We start from the raw sequence: 16,640 nt of genomic DNA, 5'->3' as shown, positions 1-16,640 counted from the left end.
AATGAAACCATTCTGGCCTACCCTCCGATCAGTTGCAAACTGAAACCAAATGGGGGATGTGCCGGTGAACTGGAGGACGAGGCTGCTGCTGGCGGTGGTGTGTGGGGTCGCGGTGGCGAGCGTCTACGCCGGGCAGCCGGTGCTGGGCCCGATGGGGCGCGACCTGGGCGTTCCGGTCGACTCGCTCGGCTGGTTCGTGGCCACCGGCCAGCTCGGCTATCTGGCGGGACTGGTGCTGCTGGTGCCGTTGGGCGACCTGCTCGACCGCAGGCGCTTGATCGCCGCGCACCTCGCCCTGGTGGCCGTGGGAATGGCGATCACTGCGGCCGCCCCCGTCGCCTGGGCGGCATTCTCCGGACTGGCCGCGGCGGGCGTGTTCGCGGTGGTGGTGCAGACCACCGTCGCGTACACGGCAGCGATCTCCCCGGCTGCCGAGCGCGGGCGCAACCTCGGCGTCGTGACCTCGGGCGTGGTGATCGGCATCCTCGGCGCGCGCGTCATCGGGGGAGGCCTCGCGGACCTGTGGGGATGGCGGAGCATCTACCTGACCCTGGCGATCCTCGCCGCCGTCCTCGCGCCGCTCACCCGCACCCTGCTGCCCGCGGATGCTCGCCCGAACACGGCACGGTACGGGCAGGTCCTTCGGTCCTTCGGCGGGCTGTTCGCCCAGCCGGTGTTCCTCGGCCGCGGGCTGATCGCGTTCTTCCTGTTCGCCTCGTTCGGCACCCTGTGGAGCGGCATGGCCCTGCCGCTGGCCGGTGCGCCGTGGCACCTCAGCGAGGCGCAGATCGGGCTCTTCGGCGTCGCCGGGCTGGCCGGAGCCCTCGGTGCCGCCCGGTCCGGACGCTGGGGCGATGCCGGGCACGCGCGCCGGGTCACCGGCATCGCACTCGCACTCCTGCTCGCCTCCTGGGCCGCGATCGGACAGCTCCCGTGGTCGCTGCCGCTGCTGACCCTCGGCGTGATCCTGCTCGACTTCGCCGTTCAGGCCGTGCACGTGAGCAACCAGCACACTCTCACCACCGCCTACCCCGACCGCACCAGCACCACCATCGGCGCCTACATGGTCTTCTACTCCCTCGGCTCCGCCTTGGGAGCGGCCGCGACCACGGCCCTGTTCGACGCCACCGGCTGGACCGGCCCGACCATCCTCGGCGCGACGCTCGCGCTCTGCGCACTCGCCACCTGGGCGTTCAGCGCGCGCTATATGCTCTCGCCCGCCGGCGCCGGGCGGGGTTCGGTTTCGGTTTCCGGCCCGTGTTCCGGCTCATGCCCGGATGCAGGCTCGGTTTCGGATCCCGGCGTGGGCTCGGATTCGGGCGAGCCCCGGAGCGCCGGCCACGCGCGGTAGATCACAGCTGCGGTCGGCACGGCGACCGCGGCTCCGGGAACGCCGCCGAGCACGGCTCCCACTGTGATCACGATGATGATCGCGAGCGGGTGCAGTCGTACCCAGCGGCCGACCACGAGGGGTTGCAGCACGTGCCCTTCGAGCTGCTGTTCGATGACGAGGATGCCCAGGAAGATGAGTGCCGCGATGCCGCCCTTGGCGCTCAGGACGACGAGCACCGCGAGGGCCCCGGCGAGGATGATGCCGACGATCGGGATGAAGCTGCCGAAGAAGACGACCACGGTGAGCGGTGCGATCAGCGGCACGCCCATGATCATCAGGGTGATGGCGATGACGATCGAGTGGATGGCGGCGACCATCACGGTGCCGTGAACGTACTGCGACAGCGTCTCCCAGGCCGCGCGACCGGCGCGGTCGGCGCGTTCGCGGTAGTGGCCGAGCCCGCTGATCAGCCAGTTCCAGATGGTGGCGCCGTCCTTGAGGAGGAAGAACGTCACGAACAGCAGGAAGATCAGGGCGGCGATCACCTCGCCGGCGACCGTGGCCCCGGTGAAGGCGGCGTTGGCGACTCTGCCGCGTTCCTGCTGCAGTTGCTTGAGCAGGCTGTCCGCTGCCGATTCCAGCTGTGAGTTCTTGATGTGCAGTGGTCCGTTGACGAGCCAGTGCTGCACGTCGTTGATCGTGTGTCTGACCTGGTTGATCAGGTGGGGGAACTCGTCGTTGGCCTGGATACCGACGAAGGTGCCCACGCCAACGAGTGCGCCGAGCGCGAGCAGCATCGTGAGCCAGGTGGCGGCCAGCGACGGCATCCGCCTTCGGAGGCGTGCCGTGATCGGGTTGAGCAGGGCACACAGGAACAGTGCGATCGCGCAGGGCAGGACCACCAGGCGCAGTGTGTCGAGGATTCGCATCAGGCCGTAGACGACGACGCTGATGACGATCAGCCGCCAGCACCATGCCGCGAGGGAGGCCAGGACGGACGGCATTCTCGGCTCCTGATCGTTCACATCGTCCCCTTCAGCACGTCGGCCGGCCTGTCGCCTGGCAACATTCGTCTCCCTTGGGCAGATGAGCGGTGACCGTGATGGCCGTCTCCGCACACCGGTGGCCGTCGATGCGCTCGTGGGCCTGGTCAGTCCCGAGGTCCGCGGCCGCCCCGTCGAAGATCACCTCGGCGAATGTGATGGACATGCTGACCAGATGGGGCTATTCGCGGCCGACGGGGTCGAGCTGCAGGCTTGTACAACCTAACAACTATTTATCGGAGTGGCCGGGTCGGCGCAGGCGCAACGGGACTACGACCACTGTCTCTCCCCGGGCGCCGGGCTCGGGCCGGAGTACGCCGACCTCGACACCGCCGACCTTCACCCGCGCCGTTTCGTCCAACGGCATCTGCTCGACGATCTCGACGGCGCGCTGAGGGAAGGTCCGCGCGATGCCGAGCCTTTGCTCCCGTACGGCGAGCGCCCACCCCATGACCCCGAAGCCACCTGACAACGGCCACAGCGGGCGGAAGACGATCGCGGCCAACCGGTAGCCGCGTTCGGCAGGACAACTCACTGCCGTCAGCCGAGCCGCCGGCCTCAGAGGCGGGTGAGGACGCCGGGCGCCCTCCGATCGGCGGAGGGCACCCGGGTCATGGGGGTGTCAGGCGGAGGCGAGGACGAGCAGCGTCGACTCCGCCGTCTCGTCGACCAGCGCGCCACGGATCTCCTCGGGCCGGTAGTGCCGCAGCGGCACCGCGAACACCGCCGTCGCGCGGCGGCCCTCGTACTCCGCCGTGTAACAGAGCACCCGGACCTCCTCCTCGTCCCAGGTCTCCTTCAACCCCGACCGGAGCAGCCCGCTGACGCGGCGGTACGCCGGGCTGTGGTGGAGTTGCTGGAGACTGGACTCCAGGGGCATCTCGAACGACCGGTCCGCGAGCGGGTGCCGCAGCCGTACCCGCAGCCGCCGCAGCGGCAGCAGCCACATGCGGTCCGCCTCCGGCGACAACGCGACCAGGACCGCGACCTCGCCGAGGAGCGTCGCTCCGGCGGCCCACGGATGGGCGGCCAGGCCGCCGCCCCACCACCGGTCCGCCTGCGTGCCCAGCAGCGCCGCGACCAGCAGCAGCCCGGCGCGGCCGAAACCGCGCCCGGTCACCGGCGTACGGCGGGTGCTCATGCAGCCGCAGGAGGAATCGGGCGCGGAGATCCGCGCGTAGGCCAGGTACCCGAGGAAGCCGGTGGCGAGCACGGCGGCCGCCACCGCCTCGCCCGCGTACGCGGGCGGCAGGAGCAGCACCGCGGCCAGCGCCAGTTCGAGCGCGCCCGTCAGCCGGTAGGCGAGCAGCGCGCGGCCCGCGCCGACCAGCGACGGCAGCGCCGACCGCTCGGCGGAGCGACGGGCCGACCGGCCGCCGAACTTGATCGCGCCGGACCACAGCAGGGTGCCCCCGACGAACAGCGGCTGAACCGACGCCGACCACTCGATCATGGGTGTCTCCCTCCCCGGCTACACGCCGGCGTAGACGGTCGCGATGTCCACCTCATTGGTGTCGGGCCGCCAGGCACCGATCACCTTGACGTGCTTGCCGACCTGTAGGCGGGTGAGGTCGGCGACGGCCGGCGCGTGGTTGTAGACCGCGGCGGTCGTGCCACTGATCACATGGCCGACGACCCTCTTGCCGGCATGGTCGAGGTGCAGCCGCTTGCTCTCGATCGACGCGATGGACGCGTCCAGGTTCACGATGTTCACCCAGATCGCATCGGCGGCGAGGGAGCCGTCGGGCAGGCGCACGCCGCGGGCGTAGAACCCGTCGCCCACCTTGATCTGCTCGAACGTCGTCGGGCGGAGCTTCCAGATGCTGGTGCCGTCGGTGACGTGGATCCGGTGGAGGGTCCGGTCGGAGCCGGACGCCTTGATCAGAGATCCGCTGATCGCGGTGATCCGGCCCTCGGCGAAGTTCGGGTCGAGGGCGCCGGGGTCGAGGTCGAGCCGGGGAGGTGCGGCGAAGGCGGCCTCGGGAGCGAGGGAGCCGAGGGCGGTGGCACCCGCGACGGCGGAACCGCCCAGGACCGCGGAGGTCAGGAATCGGCGGCGGTCTGGCTGGGGCATGGCGGGGCCTCCGGTCAGCTGTCGATTCGGGCGGCGGAAAGACCGCTGGACAGGTCGAGGATGGCGCTGTACGCCGAGGGGGTCAGGTCGATGAGGCGGTTCGTGTAACAGGTCGAACCGCAGCAGGACCGCTCGCCGCAGAAGGCGTTGGTGTCCGGCCCGCAATCGGCGATGGACACGCTCACGCACTTGCCGCTGCAGGTGCTGGTCACGTAGAAGACGTGGCCGCAGGTGCGCCGGGACAGGCCCTCACCGCACTGGTCCGGCCGGGTGATGTTGAAGCAGGCGTCGGACGTGTTGGGCCACGCGCACTGGTGGGATCCCGAGTTGCAGGTGCCGCAGGCACCGTGGCCGGCGCTGCCGCACGGCCCCCAGGAGCTACCACAGCAGAACCAGGACATCTCGCCAAAGGCGGGAGAGCTGCTGTTGGAACAGCCCATGACAGTCTCCGTTCGGTGGATTCGAGGTGACAGGCCTGCCCGGGGTGCCTCCGATGGTGAGGAAGGAAACTTACGGAGTCAACGGACGAGTAAAAAGAAAGTTTCTACAAACGGCGGCGTGCGTTCTTAGCAGATCCCCGCACCTGCGCTCGTCAGGGCGGCGGGCGTATCGCCGCTATCCATCTGAATCGGTGGTCGATGTCCGGAACAGGCCACTGACGCGGGAGCAGCCGCCGGACGCATATCCCATGTGCGAATTGCGACGAACCGCTTGCGGAGAGTTATCGGCCTCGCAACGATGGTGCTGCGGAATCCCCCCCGAGGAGGCACGATGGCGATCAAAGAAAGTCCGACGTTCCGGCGGCGCCGCGTGGCGCTGGAGCTGCGCCGGCTCCGCGAAAGAAGCAACCTCACGCTGGAGCAGGCGTCGAGGCACCTGGAGTGCTCACCCACCAAGCTCAGCCGGATGGAGACGGCGCGGACGCCGCTGCATCCACGCGACGTCCGCGACCTGCTCGACCTGTACGGCGTCACGGACGAGAAGGTCCGCGAGACGCTCACCGACCTCGCGCGCGACTCGCGCAAGAAGGGTTGGTGGCAGGGGTACGACGACGTCCTCCCCGCCCAGTTCTCGATCTTCCTCGGCTTGGAGACGGCGGCCTCGTCGATCGAGGCGTACCGCTCCCAGCTCCTCTACGGCCTCTTCCAGACTCCCGACTACGCCCGCGCCCTGATGAGCGTCGACGTCCTCCGCCTCAAACCGGAAGAGGTCGACCGCCGCGTCGAGCTGCGCATGGCCCGGCAGGAGCTCCTCACGAAGGAGGACCCGCTACGCGTCTGGGCCATCCTCGACGAGTCGGTCCTCCATCGGGTCGTCGGCGGCCGCGAGGTCATGCGCGCCCAGCTCCAGCACCTGCTGCAACTGTCCGAACTCCCCAACGTCGTCATCCAGGTCCTCCCGTACCAGGCGGGCCCCGTTCTCATCACGGCGGAGTCGTTCGAGTTCCTCCGTTTCCCGGAACCGACCGACTCACCGATCGTCTACATCGAGCACTCCACCGGCGGTCTCTATCTGGAACGCGAGGAGGAAATCCAGGAATATAGGAACAGAATCGATCATCTGATCGCGAACGGTGTGGGCGTCGACAAATCGCTCGCGATGATCGCGGCGGTGATGAAAGAGCTGTAGCCGACCGACGGAAGAGGGCGTGTCGTGGCAGCACCGGAGCTGGCAGGAGCCGACTGGCGCAAGAGCAGTCGCAGCAATCCCGAAGGCGGGGACTGCGTCGAGGTCGCGGCGGTGCCCTGGCGCAAGAGCGCGCGAAGCAACGCCGAGGGCGGCTCCTGCGTCGAGGTGGCGGTGGTCCTCCGCTGACGGGCCGCCGGACACCCGCCTGGTGCAGTAGGTAGCCGACCAGGACGGCGGCGTTCCATCGCTCGAGCGTGGCGATGGCAGACGTGCGCGGACGGGGGCCGGTGTGGAGTGGGTCGAGCGCGTGGTCGTGCGCGACGGTGTCCGCCTGCGGTGCCTCGACAGCGGCGGGTCTGGACCACCGATCGTGCTGCTGCACGGCCTGGCGGGTCACGCGGGAGAGTGGGAGGCGATGGCACGGCCGCTCGGCAGCGGGCATCGCGTCGTCACGGTCGACCAGCGCGGACACGGCCGAAGCGAACGGTACCCCGGTGACGTGTCGCGCGCGGTGTACGTCGAGGACGTCGTCGCCGTCATCGAGCGGCTGGGCCTGGGCACGGTGGTGCTGATCGGTCAGTCGCTGGGCGGGCACACCGCGATGCTGACGGCCGCCGCGTGCCCGGAACTCGTCGACGCGCTCATCCTCGTCGAGGCCGGTGCAGGTGGTCCGAATCCGGCCGTCCCCGAACGGATCGGTGAGTGGCTTGCATCCTGGCCCGTACCGTTCGGCTCGTACGAGGCGGCGGTGGACTTCTTCGGCGGCGGTCCGCTCGGCCGGGGCTGGGCGGACGGGCTGGAAGAGCGTGCCGACGGCGGGTGGCCTCGCTTCGACCGGGACGTGATGGTGGCCTCGCTGGCGGACAATGCCCGACGCTCTTTCTGGCCGGAGTGGGAGCGGGTGCGATGCCCGACGATGCTCGTGCTGGCCGGCTCCGGCCTCCTGCCGCTGGATGAGGCCGGGGAGATGATCAGACGTCGCCCAGGGACCGTGGCCGTCAGCATCCCGGAGACAGGACATGATCTTCATCTGGAGAGGCCGGAACGCCTTTACGGCGTCATCGCGAGCTTCCTTGGCGATATCGACGGACCGTCGATGTCGCACCGATCGCCGATGGGGACGGAGTGTTCGGTGAATGAGAATTAGCGCCGAGTTTGGCGAGTGAGCAACGAGTTTGGCGGCTCACGGTGCCGTCCAGGGTCCCGGCTGCGAACACCAGCTTTAGATGACGGTTCCCAGATTTTGTTGGCGGCCGGATGCCCGAACGTCCCCGGGTCGGGGAACCGAGACGACCGTGCCGGTGAGCTGCTGGCCGATCTCAAGGTAGGGGCCGAAGCCGTTCCCAGACTTCAGAGCGGTCGCGTGACCGGGCGGGCTCCTGCTGTCCTGGTTGGATCGCCGTCCACCGGCACGTCCGCGACCGTCCGACCGTAGCAGCCGGCCTGATGGTCTGGGCGGGGTCATGGCCGTCTTGTGGATCAGCCTGTCCCCGGCTCCGGTGTATGGCAGTCTTCCTTGTCGACGTTGTCCGGTAAGGAGCTTTAAGGGGGAGTATGCGTAGGTTTGGGAGGATCCGCTATGAGTCGGGGCTCCAAAGGACGCTACGCCAGATTAAGGGGCTTCCCCGGTGGCAGGCAGTGCTGACGCTGCTACCGATGCCGCTGCTTTTCGTCGGTGGTGCGCTCGGTGGCGGCCTCGGCGGCCTTGCGACCGCGGTGAACGCGGGGGTGGCTCGGAGACAACAGATGTCGGCGGCGGCCACCGCCCTTGCGATGCTCAGCGTCAGCGCTTTCGCCTACGGCACCTACTTCATCGTGGCCGGCGCGCTGCTGCACACGATGGGTTCACCCTCGGGTACGCCTCGAACGCCGGCCATTTCGGAGCCTACGCCGATACCGATCACGAGGTCTCCCATTCCGCCGTCGTCGGTTCCGACGACCGTCGTGCTGACGCCGGGCGTCATCGGCCCGAGGGGCGTGGAGCTGACCTGGCCGGCTTTCGTCAACGCCACCGGCCTCCCCGCCAACGACGTTATGGGGTACCTGGTGTCCCGCAGCGGCCCCTACAAACCCTTCACGGCCTCAACGCCGGAGATGATCGCGACGCTGGGCCCGCACGACACCAGGTACGTCGACCCGGCCGTGCCCGCCCTCACCGGCCCGAGCGGAGGAAGCTACACCTACCGGGTGACCGTGTCGACCAGGTCGGGGGCGACGATCCCAGGCCCGAACCTGTCGGTGCAGTTCCCACCGGCCGGTCGTACCGAGATCATCCTACGTGCCAACGCGGCCGCGATGCTGTCCTCGGACCGCCCGAAAACCGTTGTCGCCGCCGGCCCGAGCCAACTGCCGTTGAGGGCGGGCCACCATACCGTCGGCGCCGGCGTCGACCGCGTGATCTTCGGCTTCGGCCGGCTACCCACGCTGCTCCGCCACGCGGCCAAGGTCGAGGCACATCTGCGCCTGTGGGACTGCGCCCTCGAATCCAGTGGGGACAAGGTCGGCTTGTTCCGGCTTTATGGCCTGCGTCGCTCGTTCACCAGTTCCCAGGCGACATGGAAGAACGCGGCGGCCCGCAAAGCGTGGACCGATCCCGGAGGCGACTACGGCGAACCAGCCCGCAAGGGCATTCTGGCCAACGCCGACGAACCGATGATGTGCGACCTCGACGCGACCGCGCTCGTACGCGACTGGATCGGCTCACCCCGCTCTGAGCACGGGCTGCTGCTCAAGGCCGGAAACGAGGCACCGGCTCCGCAAAATCAGATGACTTTCTTCGGGCTTGGCACAGAAGGGAACGACAACCCCGGGCTGGACCCGACACTTGTGATCACCTACACGTCGCCCAAGTGAGCCCGCGCCGCCTGACTTGGCGGCGTGAGCCGGTGTAGCCGTAGGACAACGTGTTCGCATGCTTCTCTGCGCTGGTGACCTTCAGCGGCCAGACCGACGGCGTGGGAGGGGACGAAGCCCGGTCTGTCCCGTTAGGCTCATCGCAAAAAGCGGCGCCTACCCCCAAGGGCACGGAGAATGAGTGCGAGCGACGAGGCATCACTACGGACCCCGGCCTACGGGTCGTCGTGCGATCGGAGGGAGCGATGAGCACGACTCCGGACGAGGCGACGGCCGATCCGTCGACCATTCTCGAAGAGGCCCGTAACCACGCCGAAAGCGGCGATCTCGAACGCGCCGCCGAGTTGTTCCGCAGGGTTCTGGAGACCGGCGACACCTCCGAGCGAGCGCAGGCGGCGTTGGGCCTGGCGGTCGTGCTGGAGGGCCGCGGAGATCACGAGGGTGCTCGCGAGGCGGACCGGCTCGCGATCGCGACGGGGGATCCGGAGTACGGTGCGCGCGCCGCGTACCACCTCGCGCTGTCGTGGGAGCGGGCCGGCGAGCGCGACCAGGCCCGTGACGCCTGGCGTACCGTCGTCGACTTCGGCAACCGCGCCTACCTCCCGCCGGCCTGCCTCGCGCTCGCCCAACTGGCCGACGAGGACGGCGACGCCCGCCAGGCGTGCGAGTGGTGGGAACAGGTCATCGCCACCGAGGATCCGGAGTACGCGCCGGTCGCAGCCCACGACCTGGCCCTTCGGCTGATCGAGTGGGGTGAGCCGGCCCGCGCACAGCGGGTGCTGTCCGGTGCGCTGGACCTCGTCGACCGGGGCCGTGACGCGCAGGCGCACGCCCGGCTCGCGGTCAGTCTGGGCATCTCCCACCTGGAGCAGGCGATCAACGCGTTCGGGAGCGTGACGCCGGGGGAGGACGCCGACCCGGACGTGGTCCCCCTGGCCATCGAGCTGCTCGCCCGGACGCTTCCCCTCCGGGGCCGCGACGAGGCCGCCCAGGAGATCTGGCGGCGAGGACTCGCCGACCCGGCGCTCGGCGAGGACGTACGTGCCCGGCTGCGACGGACGTTCGCCGCCGAGGGCGAGGACCTCTGGTGGGAGGGCGAGGTGGAGGCCGCGGTACGCGCCAACTCCGTGCCGGCACTCACCAGCGAGGTCTTCGGGGCACTCGACCACATGTACGCGGTGATCGCCGCCCGCTACGCCAATGGCGCGGACGGCCTGCCCGCCGAGGCGTACCAGGTGATGGGGGAGGCCGTCCGGGTCCCCACGGCCTATCCATGGGGGCGCGCACTGCAGGAGAGCTTCGCCGAGCGCCTCCGCCAGGCCATGGGCTCCGACGTCCCCATCCTGCCCCCGGGCTGGCCCGACGCCGACCTTGGGTAAGGATGACATTGCCAGGCCGGGTCTCCGTGCTTCGTCGGCCCGCTGTTTCCACGGCTGTGATGCCGGCACTCTGGTCGGTGCCTTCGTGTCTCCGGCGACGGACCGGGAACTCTTGCGAATATCCCACCGGCGGTGAATCGCCAGGCCCTGGGCGTTCGTGCCCTTCGACCTCATGCCCGGGTGCGGGCGACTTGGGCGGCTCCGAGTAGCTCCGCGTCGCCGCCGAGCTTCCCGACGGTGAGCGTCAGTGCTTCGTACGCCCCGGCGGGCATGTGCCGGCGCAGGCCGTCATGGAGACCTTCGATGACGGGAGCGGCCGCGGGGCCCAGCGTCCCGTCAACGACGATCATTTGTGGGTTGAGCATGACGCAGGCCGGGGCGAGGTGCTGCCCGACCAGGCGGCCGAGGTCGTCGAGAACGCGCCGGACGGCGGGGTCCCCCTGGGCCACGAGCCCGAGGACGTCGTAGATGCTCACGTCGGCGCCGAGCATTGGGCGCGCGGCGTCGAGGATCTGGTCGGGACTGGCGACGATGCCCAGGCATCCGCGCGCCCCACAGCGGCACATCGGCCCGGCGGCGTCGACGTGGAGATGGGAGAGCTCGCCGGCGAGGCCGTTCGCGCCGTGCACGAGCTGTCCGTTCACGATGAGCCCGGCGCCCATCCCGGTGACCAGCTTCAGGTAGATGACGTGCCGGCGGTCCCGGGCGGCGCCGAACGCCAGCTCACCGAGTGCGGCGAGGTTGCACTCATTGTCGACCGTCGCAGGTACACCGAAGGCAGCCGTCAGGTCCGGTGCGAGGTCCCTGAACAGCCACGCGGACATCGGCGGAGCCTCCGCGGGACGCGCGGCAAACGCCTCGAGCCGCGAGAAGCCGGCGCCTTGCTGGTAGGGAAAGGGCAGGCCGAGAACGATGTGGTCCACGGACGTCGAGCGGGCGGCCTTCTCGCGGGCGGTGGCCAGCAGCCGGGCGACCTCGGCGACGATGTCCGGGCACTGCAGCCAGTCGTACGGCTCCTCGACCCGCCCGAACAACCGCCCATCGGTGGAGACGAGCGCGGCACGGACGACTCGGTGCGTGATGGCGACCGCGCCGACCAGGGACGTCCTGCGTACGAGCCGGAGCGGTGTGGCGGGCCGGCCCCGTACGCGCGCTGGACTGTGCCCAGGAGCTTCTTCGAGTATGCCGCGGGCGAGCAGCCGAGCCGTCGCTCCTGTCACGGTGCTGACCGGAAGGGCGGCGAGCCGGGCGAGCTCGGCGCGGGTGAGGGCCTCGTGCTGGTCGAGGAGCTCGACGACGCGCCGTTCCGCGCCACGAGGACCCGTCGTCTCGAGTCCGTGCGTCACAGCCCGCGATTATAACTGATTCGGCGATTAATTGGCGTGATCGCAACACTTCTGCCCGTTGTATCCGGGTATGTCCGAGCGTTAAGTTCCGGCACACGACCTGCGCCGTTGTCTCGGCGCGGTCGCCGGAACCGGCGCGCGTCGACGCGCGCCCTAAGGAGAGTCATGGCAGAGACCCCCGCCCGCCCGGGCCTCACCCGTCGTCAGATGCTCGCCGGCGGTGCCGCCGCAGCCGGCTCGGTCCTGGGCACCGGGCTGCTCCGCGCCGGCACCGCGGAGGCGGCCGAGGCCCGGTCCACCGGCGCGCAGGCCACCGTCGACCTGACCAAGCCGACCTCGCCGTTCCCCCACGTGTGGGAGCGGGTCGTCGGCGGGGACTGGGCGAAGCAGGCGCTGCGCCGGGACTACCAGGACCAGTTGTTCACGTGCCATGACGAGCTCGGCATCCAGTCGCTGCGCTTCCACGGGGTGCTCAACAGCTCAATGAGCACGTACTTCCCGACGGTCAACGGCCGGCCGCGCAATCCGGCGTTGTCGAAGGACGACTACTCCTTCTTCAACGTCGACCAGATCTACGACGCACTGGTCGACCGCGGTATGCACCCCTATGTCGAACTCAGCAGCATGCCGGCGGCCCTGCAGTCCGCCCCGCCGCCCTTCGGCGTCTTCCTCTACGACTTCAACCAGATGGAGCCGAAGGACTACGCGCTCTGGGGCAAGGTCGTCGGGGACTTCGCGCGGCACATGGTGGACCGCTACGGCATCGGCGAGGTACGCAAGTGGCCGTTCGAGGTCTGGAACGAGCCGAATCTGTCCGTGTTCTTCAACGGGGACCAGCAGGCCTACTTCAAGCTGTACCGATACGCCGCGGAGGCGATCAAGAACGTCGACGCGAGCCTGCGGGTCGGCGGCCCGGCGACGTCGGCCGGTCAGCTCAGCTTCGGCCCGCCACGCTCTCCCGGCGTGCAGTACTACCGCGAGTTCATGCAGTGGGCCACCGCCAATGGCGTCCCGGTCGACTTCGGCGCCGCGCACGGGTACGAGACGGACAACGGTGCGGGGCCGAACGGAGCGGCGACATTCTTCAAACAGAACCGCGCCGACACTCCTAAAGGCGTTTCCCTCTACATCTCCGAGACGAACGTCTCGGCGGACCTCGGCGACGCCGCACTCGACCGATCCGACGCCGCGGCGAGCTTCCTGCGGACCATCATCGAGACGGCGGGGGTCGTGGACGCGTTGTCCTACTGGGCGTTCACCGACATCTTCGAAGAGGCCGGCCAGGCCGACAAGCCGTTCCACGGCGGGTTCGGCCTGCAGACGATCCACGGCATCAAGAAGCCGTCCTACCGACTGCTGCAGATCCTCCACAAGGTGGGGCAGCGCAGCGTTCCGCTCACCCTGTCGGGCGCGCCGGCCACGGTCGGCGGGATCGCGATCACCGGGGGCGCAGGCGGCAAGGTCGACATCCTCCTCTACAACCACGCCCTCGCCACCGGCGACGGCAGCCACCCCGCTCCCGCCCAACCCGCCGAACTGACCGTCCAGGTGCGTGGCCTGCCGAACCGGGCACGGGCTCGGGTCCAGCTCATCGACGAAGACCACACCAACCCGCAACGCGAGTGGGTCGAGATGGGCTCCCCCGAGTACCCCAGCCGACGTGAACTGCGCGCCCTGCAAGACGCCAGCGAGCTCCACGACCATCCCCTCGAGCTCAAGACGGACCGCACCACCACGAGCTTTTCTCTCACCCTCCCCGCCGAAGGCGTCGCCGCGATCCACATCGCCTGAGCACGGCCGTTCAGCCGAGGGTGATCAACGCTTTTTGAATGAGGACGCAATTCGTGACCCTTAACTCATCCTTGCCCGGCCGCCGGCGCGGCGGCCGGATGCTCCTCATCGGTGCCGTTGCCCTCGGTATGAGCGTCCCGCCGGCGGCAGGCGCTGTCGCCGGCGTGCCGACGACACCGCCGAGCGTCCGGGTGCCGGATCGCGCACCGACGCTGACCGCGGGCACCTTCCAGAACCCGCCGGCGAGCGTGCGGCCCAAGTACCGGTGGTGGGTGCCGCTCGCCCACACCGACGACGACGAACTGCGCGCGGAGGTCAAGCAGATCGCGGCATCCGGTGCCGGTGGCGTGGAGGTGGCCCCGTTCGGGGTGCCGGGAGCCGGGAACCAGCAGCCCGAGTTCCTGAAGACCTATGGCTGGGGCACCACGCTGTGGACGCGAAAGCTGCAGGTCATCATCGCCGAGGCGAACAAGTACGGGTTGACGGTGGACCAGAACATGGGTCCTCATTACCCGCCGACCGTGCCCACGGTCACCGACGTCAACGACCCCGCGGCGGCACAGCAGCTCGTGTACGGGACCGCGTTCGTGAAGGCCGGAACGGCCTTCCACGGAGCTCTGCCCACGCCCACGTCGGGCGTGCCGACCGGGGCGAAGACCACACTCGTCGCCGTCGCGGCCGTCAAGTGCGTCGAGGACTCGTGCCCTGCGCCCAAGGGCGGGTCCCGGCAGGTGGACAGGTCCACGGTCACCGACCTGACCGAAGACGCCAAGGACGGCATGCTGGACTGGACCGCGCCGGCGGGCTCGGGCACCTGGGCGCTGCTCGCCTTCTTCCAGACGGCCGACGGTCTGACGAAGACCGGCTTGACCGCGACCACGCCGAACTATGTCGTCGACCACCTCAGCAGCGCCGGAGCGAACGCGGTCGCCTCCTTCTGGAACTCCGCCATCTTCACCCCCGAGACCAGGCGGCTGCTCAGCCGGATGAACGGCACGGGCTCCATCTTCGAGGACTCCCTGGAGATGGGCGCCAACGAGCTGTGGACCTGGGACTTCGCGGCCCAGTTCACCAAGCGCCGCGGCTACTCCGTCATCGAGGCGCTTCCCGCGCTCACCGGTGCCGGCCAGCAGGGCACGGCCGTTCCGGCGTTCGACTTCAGCGACGGCAGCGGAGCCCGCTACCGGCAGGACTACCGCCAGACCTGGAGCGACCTCTACATCGACCGGTACGTGACCGGCCTGCAGCGCTGGGCCGGGTCGCACGGCCTGAACTACCGCGCCCAGGCCTACGGCGACCCGATCCAGACCGGCCGAGCCGCCCGCGTGACGGGCGTGCCCGAGGGCGAGTCGCTCGACTTCGGCAGCCCGAACGCCAACGGCGCCGAGCAGGACTACAAGGTCCTCGCGGGCGGGGCGCACAGCGTCGGCACGACCCGGATCTCCACCGAGTGCTGCGCCGTCTTCAACGGCGCCTACCGATCCACCGTCTCCGGCCGCGACCTCAACCAGGACCTCACGACGGACCAGCCGTGGGTCGACGGCGACGCCCAGAACGGCAACCTCGACACCACCTACAAGGCGTTCGCCGGGGGCGTCACCCAGGTCGTGTGGCACGGCTTCGCCTACAAGGACGCACCGGCCGGGCTCGCATCCCCCAACCCCGGCGAGGGCGGCGCGTGGCCGGGATACAACCCGTGGAACATCCGGGGCTACCTCAACGTGGGGGAACTGTTCGGGCCGCGCGTCCCGCAGTGGCGGGACTACCGTTCGGTCAACGACCACCTCGCCCGGCTCCAGTTGGTCCTGCGGCAGGGCAGGCCACGGCTCGACCTGGCCGTCTACTACCAGGATCTCGGCCTCGCCGGGCAGAGCGTCGGCGCCCAGGAGGCGCCGGCGCACATGCTCGGCGTCGACTCGGCCACCGCCGCCGCGGGCTACACCTACGAGTACCTGACGCCCGACGCGCTCGCCGGCGCGCCGTACAAGGACCGCCGCCTCCTGCCCGACGGCGCCGCCTACAAGGGCCTCATCCTGAACGACCAGACCACCATCACCGTTGACGCGGCCGAGCGCATCCTCGCCCTCGCCCGGCAGGGCCTGCCCGTCTTCGTCGTCGGCGGCACCCCCTCGGCAGCGCCCGGCGCGGGCCAGGACGCGCGCATCAAGGCCCTGACCACGCAACTCCTGCACCAGCCCAGCGTCCGGCACGTCGCCGACGAGGCCGGGCTCCCGGCCGCGCTCGGCAGCACCGGCCTGCGACCCGACGCCAAGGCCGCATCGTCCGGGGGAGCACTGGAGACGGTGCACCGGAACGCGGGCGACACCGACTACTACTTCATCTACAACCGAAGCGGCTCCCAGTCCGACACCACGATCTCCCTCGACGGCAGCGGACGCCCCTACCGGCTCGACGGCTGGACGGGCACCATCGATCCGATCGCCGCCTACACCGAGGAGCAGGGCTCCATCAGGGTTCCGGTGAAGCTCGCGCCGTACGACGTCACCGTCATCGCCGTCACCGGTAAGGGGCCGAGCCCAAGGCACGCCGTGAACACGAACGCGGACGTCCGCTACGGCGGCGACGGCTCGCTGCTGGCCCGCGCCACCGATGACGGCGACTACACCGCCGCCCTGGACAACGGCCGTACGGTCTCCACCGTCACCAAGAATGTTCCGCCGCCACAGAAGCTGACGTCCTGGCGGCTCTCCGCCGAATCCTGGACCCCCGGAGCCACCCCGGACCAAACCCAGAAGACGACCCTGCCCACGACCAACGTGGTCGCGAGGCAGGACGGCACCCTGCCCTCGTGGAGTGAGATCACCACGAGTCCCGGCCTCGGCAACGCCTCCGGCGTCGGCACCTACACCACCACCGTCGTGATGCCCGCCGGCTGGAACAAGGACAACGGCGCCTACCTGGACCTCGGCAAGGCGGTCGACACCGTCCGCGTGGAGGTCAACGGTCGCCCGGAGAGCGGGACCGACCAGAGCGACATCAGCCGTATCGACCTCGGGAGACGGCTGCACGCCGGCTCCAACACCATCACCGTGACCGTGTCGACCACCCTCTACAACGCGGTCAAGGCCACCGGAGGCGCCACCTACCGCCTGCCGAACCAGCGAACCGGCCTGCTGGGCCCCATCGTCCTGACCCCGTACGTCGAGTCCCCGCTGCGCTGAGAACCACCCG

14 protein-coding genes and 1 pseudogene are annotated in these 16,640 nt (G+C 69.7%); 8 read left to right on the top strand and 7 right to left on the bottom strand.

Annotated elements, in window-relative coordinates; translation table 11 throughout:
* Window positions 1-64 precede the first annotated feature (64 nt).
* A complete protein-coding gene (locus ACQP2O_RS29870) occupies window positions 65-1,351 on the top strand; it encodes an MFS transporter (protein WP_433170770.1) in 1,287 nt (428 codons plus the stop codon).
* Window positions 1,352-1,401: 50 nt separating this feature from the next.
* Here the strand turns inward: ACQP2O_RS29870 and ACQP2O_RS29865 are convergent.
* The 6 genes and pseudogenes from ACQP2O_RS29865 to ACQP2O_RS29840 all read right to left on the bottom strand — a co-directional run.
* A pseudogene (locus tag ACQP2O_RS29865) lies at window positions 1,402-2,262 on the bottom strand (AI-2E family transporter); the annotation flags it as partial.
* A 106-nt stretch (window positions 2,263-2,368) separates the two neighbouring features.
* Window positions 2,369-2,542, bottom strand: a complete 174-nt coding sequence (locus ACQP2O_RS29860; RefSeq protein WP_433170768.1) for a hypothetical protein — start codon at window positions 2,540-2,542, stop codon at window positions 2,369-2,371.
* A 63-nt stretch (window positions 2,543-2,605) separates the two neighbouring features.
* Window positions 2,606-2,911: a hypothetical protein gene (locus tag ACQP2O_RS29855; protein ID WP_433170766.1), complete on the bottom strand. Its 306-nt coding sequence runs from the start codon at window positions 2,909-2,911 to the stop codon at window positions 2,606-2,608.
* 87 nt (window positions 2,912-2,998) lie between these two features.
* Entirely contained in the window at window positions 2,999-3,829 is an 831-nt protein-coding gene (locus tag ACQP2O_RS29850) for a MauE/DoxX family redox-associated membrane protein (protein WP_433170764.1), read from the bottom strand.
* Between the two features lie 18 nt (window positions 3,830-3,847).
* On the bottom strand, window positions 3,848-4,450 hold the full coding sequence (locus ACQP2O_RS29845) for a cell wall protein (RefSeq protein WP_360884145.1): 603 nt from the start codon (window positions 4,448-4,450) through the stop codon (window positions 3,848-3,850).
* A gap of 14 nt (window positions 4,451-4,464) precedes the next feature.
* Window positions 4,465-4,890 (bottom strand): hypothetical protein, encoded by a 426-nt coding sequence (locus ACQP2O_RS29840; protein ID WP_360884148.1) that lies wholly within the window; start codon window positions 4,888-4,890, stop codon window positions 4,465-4,467.
* Window positions 4,891-5,221: 331 nt separating this feature from the next.
* Between ACQP2O_RS29840 and ACQP2O_RS29835 the strand changes: the two genes are divergently transcribed.
* The 5 genes from ACQP2O_RS29835 (at window position 5,222) to ACQP2O_RS29815 (ending at window position 10,311) form a co-directional block, all read left to right on the top strand.
* On the top strand, window positions 5,222-6,079 hold the full coding sequence (locus tag ACQP2O_RS29835; protein WP_433170762.1) for a helix-turn-helix domain-containing protein: 858 nt from the start codon (window positions 5,222-5,224) through the stop codon (window positions 6,077-6,079).
* 24 nt (window positions 6,080-6,103) lie between these two features.
* The gene (locus tag ACQP2O_RS29830) at window positions 6,104-6,265 is read left to right on the top strand and encodes a DUF397 domain-containing protein (protein ID WP_433170760.1); all 162 of its coding nucleotides are present in this window, start codon (window positions 6,104-6,106) and stop codon (window positions 6,263-6,265) included.
* A gap of 103 nt (window positions 6,266-6,368) precedes the next feature.
* Entirely contained in the window at window positions 6,369-7,226 is an 858-nt protein-coding gene (locus tag ACQP2O_RS29825) for an alpha/beta fold hydrolase (RefSeq protein WP_433170758.1), read from the top strand.
* A gap of 509 nt (window positions 7,227-7,735) precedes the next feature.
* Window positions 7,736-8,932: a DNRLRE domain-containing protein gene (locus tag ACQP2O_RS29820; RefSeq protein WP_433170756.1), complete on the top strand. Its 1,197-nt coding sequence runs from the start codon at window positions 7,736-7,738 to the stop codon at window positions 8,930-8,932.
* A gap of 245 nt (window positions 8,933-9,177) precedes the next feature.
* Window positions 9,178-10,311, top strand: coding sequence for a tetratricopeptide repeat protein (locus ACQP2O_RS29815; RefSeq protein ID WP_433170754.1), 1,134 nt, complete (start codon window positions 9,178-9,180; stop codon window positions 10,309-10,311).
* Window positions 10,312-10,481: 170 nt separating this feature from the next.
* On the opposite strand, the gene ACQP2O_RS29810 is transcribed toward ACQP2O_RS29815, so the two are convergent.
* On the bottom strand, window positions 10,482-11,657 hold the full coding sequence (locus ACQP2O_RS29810) for an ROK family transcriptional regulator (RefSeq protein ID WP_433170752.1): 1,176 nt from the start codon (window positions 11,655-11,657) through the stop codon (window positions 10,482-10,484).
* A 165-nt stretch (window positions 11,658-11,822) separates the two neighbouring features.
* Between ACQP2O_RS29810 and ACQP2O_RS29805 the strand changes: the two genes are divergently transcribed.
* A complete protein-coding gene (locus tag ACQP2O_RS29805; RefSeq protein ID WP_433170750.1) occupies window positions 11,823-13,448 on the top strand; it encodes a GH39 family glycosyl hydrolase in 1,626 nt (541 codons plus the stop codon).
* 53 nt (window positions 13,449-13,501) lie between these two features.
* Window positions 13,502-16,630, top strand: a complete 3,129-nt coding sequence (locus ACQP2O_RS29800; RefSeq protein ID WP_433170748.1) for a glycosyl hydrolase — start codon at window positions 13,502-13,504, stop codon at window positions 16,628-16,630.
* Window positions 16,631-16,640 lie beyond the last annotated feature (10 nt).

It is taken from the genome of Actinoallomurus sp. CA-150999, from assembly GCF_050942425.1.
GTDB lineage: Bacteria > Actinomycetota > Actinomycetes > Streptosporangiales > Streptosporangiaceae > Actinoallomurus.
Note: the sequence above shows the minus strand (reverse complement) of the source record. Positions and strands in the feature narration are given on the sequence as shown.

Coding starts and splice junctions, on each gene's coding strand:
- ACQP2O_RS29860 (WP_433170768.1), bottom strand. CDS start 2,542: ATGTCCATCACATTCGCCGAGGTGATCTTCGACGGGGCGGCCGCGGAC.
- ACQP2O_RS29850 (WP_433170764.1), bottom strand. CDS start 3,829: ATGATCGAGTGGTCGGCGTCGGTTCAGCCGCTGTTCGTCGGGGGCACC.
- ACQP2O_RS29845 (WP_360884145.1), bottom strand. CDS start 4,450: ATGCCCCAGCCAGACCGCCGCCGATTCCTGACCTCCGCGGTCCTGGGC.
- ACQP2O_RS29840 (WP_360884148.1), bottom strand. CDS start 4,890: ATGGGCTGTTCCAACAGCAGCTCTCCCGCCTTTGGCGAGATGTCCTGG.
- ACQP2O_RS29835 (WP_433170762.1), top strand. CDS start 5,222: ATGGCGATCAAAGAAAGTCCGACGTTCCGGCGGCGCCGCGTGGCGCTG.
- ACQP2O_RS29820 (WP_433170756.1), top strand. CDS start 7,736: ATGCCGCTGCTTTTCGTCGGTGGTGCGCTCGGTGGCGGCCTCGGCGGC.
- ACQP2O_RS29815 (WP_433170754.1), top strand. CDS start 9,178: ATGAGCACGACTCCGGACGAGGCGACGGCCGATCCGTCGACCATTCTC.
- ACQP2O_RS29805 (WP_433170750.1), top strand. CDS start 11,823: ATGGCAGAGACCCCCGCCCGCCCGGGCCTCACCCGTCGTCAGATGCTC.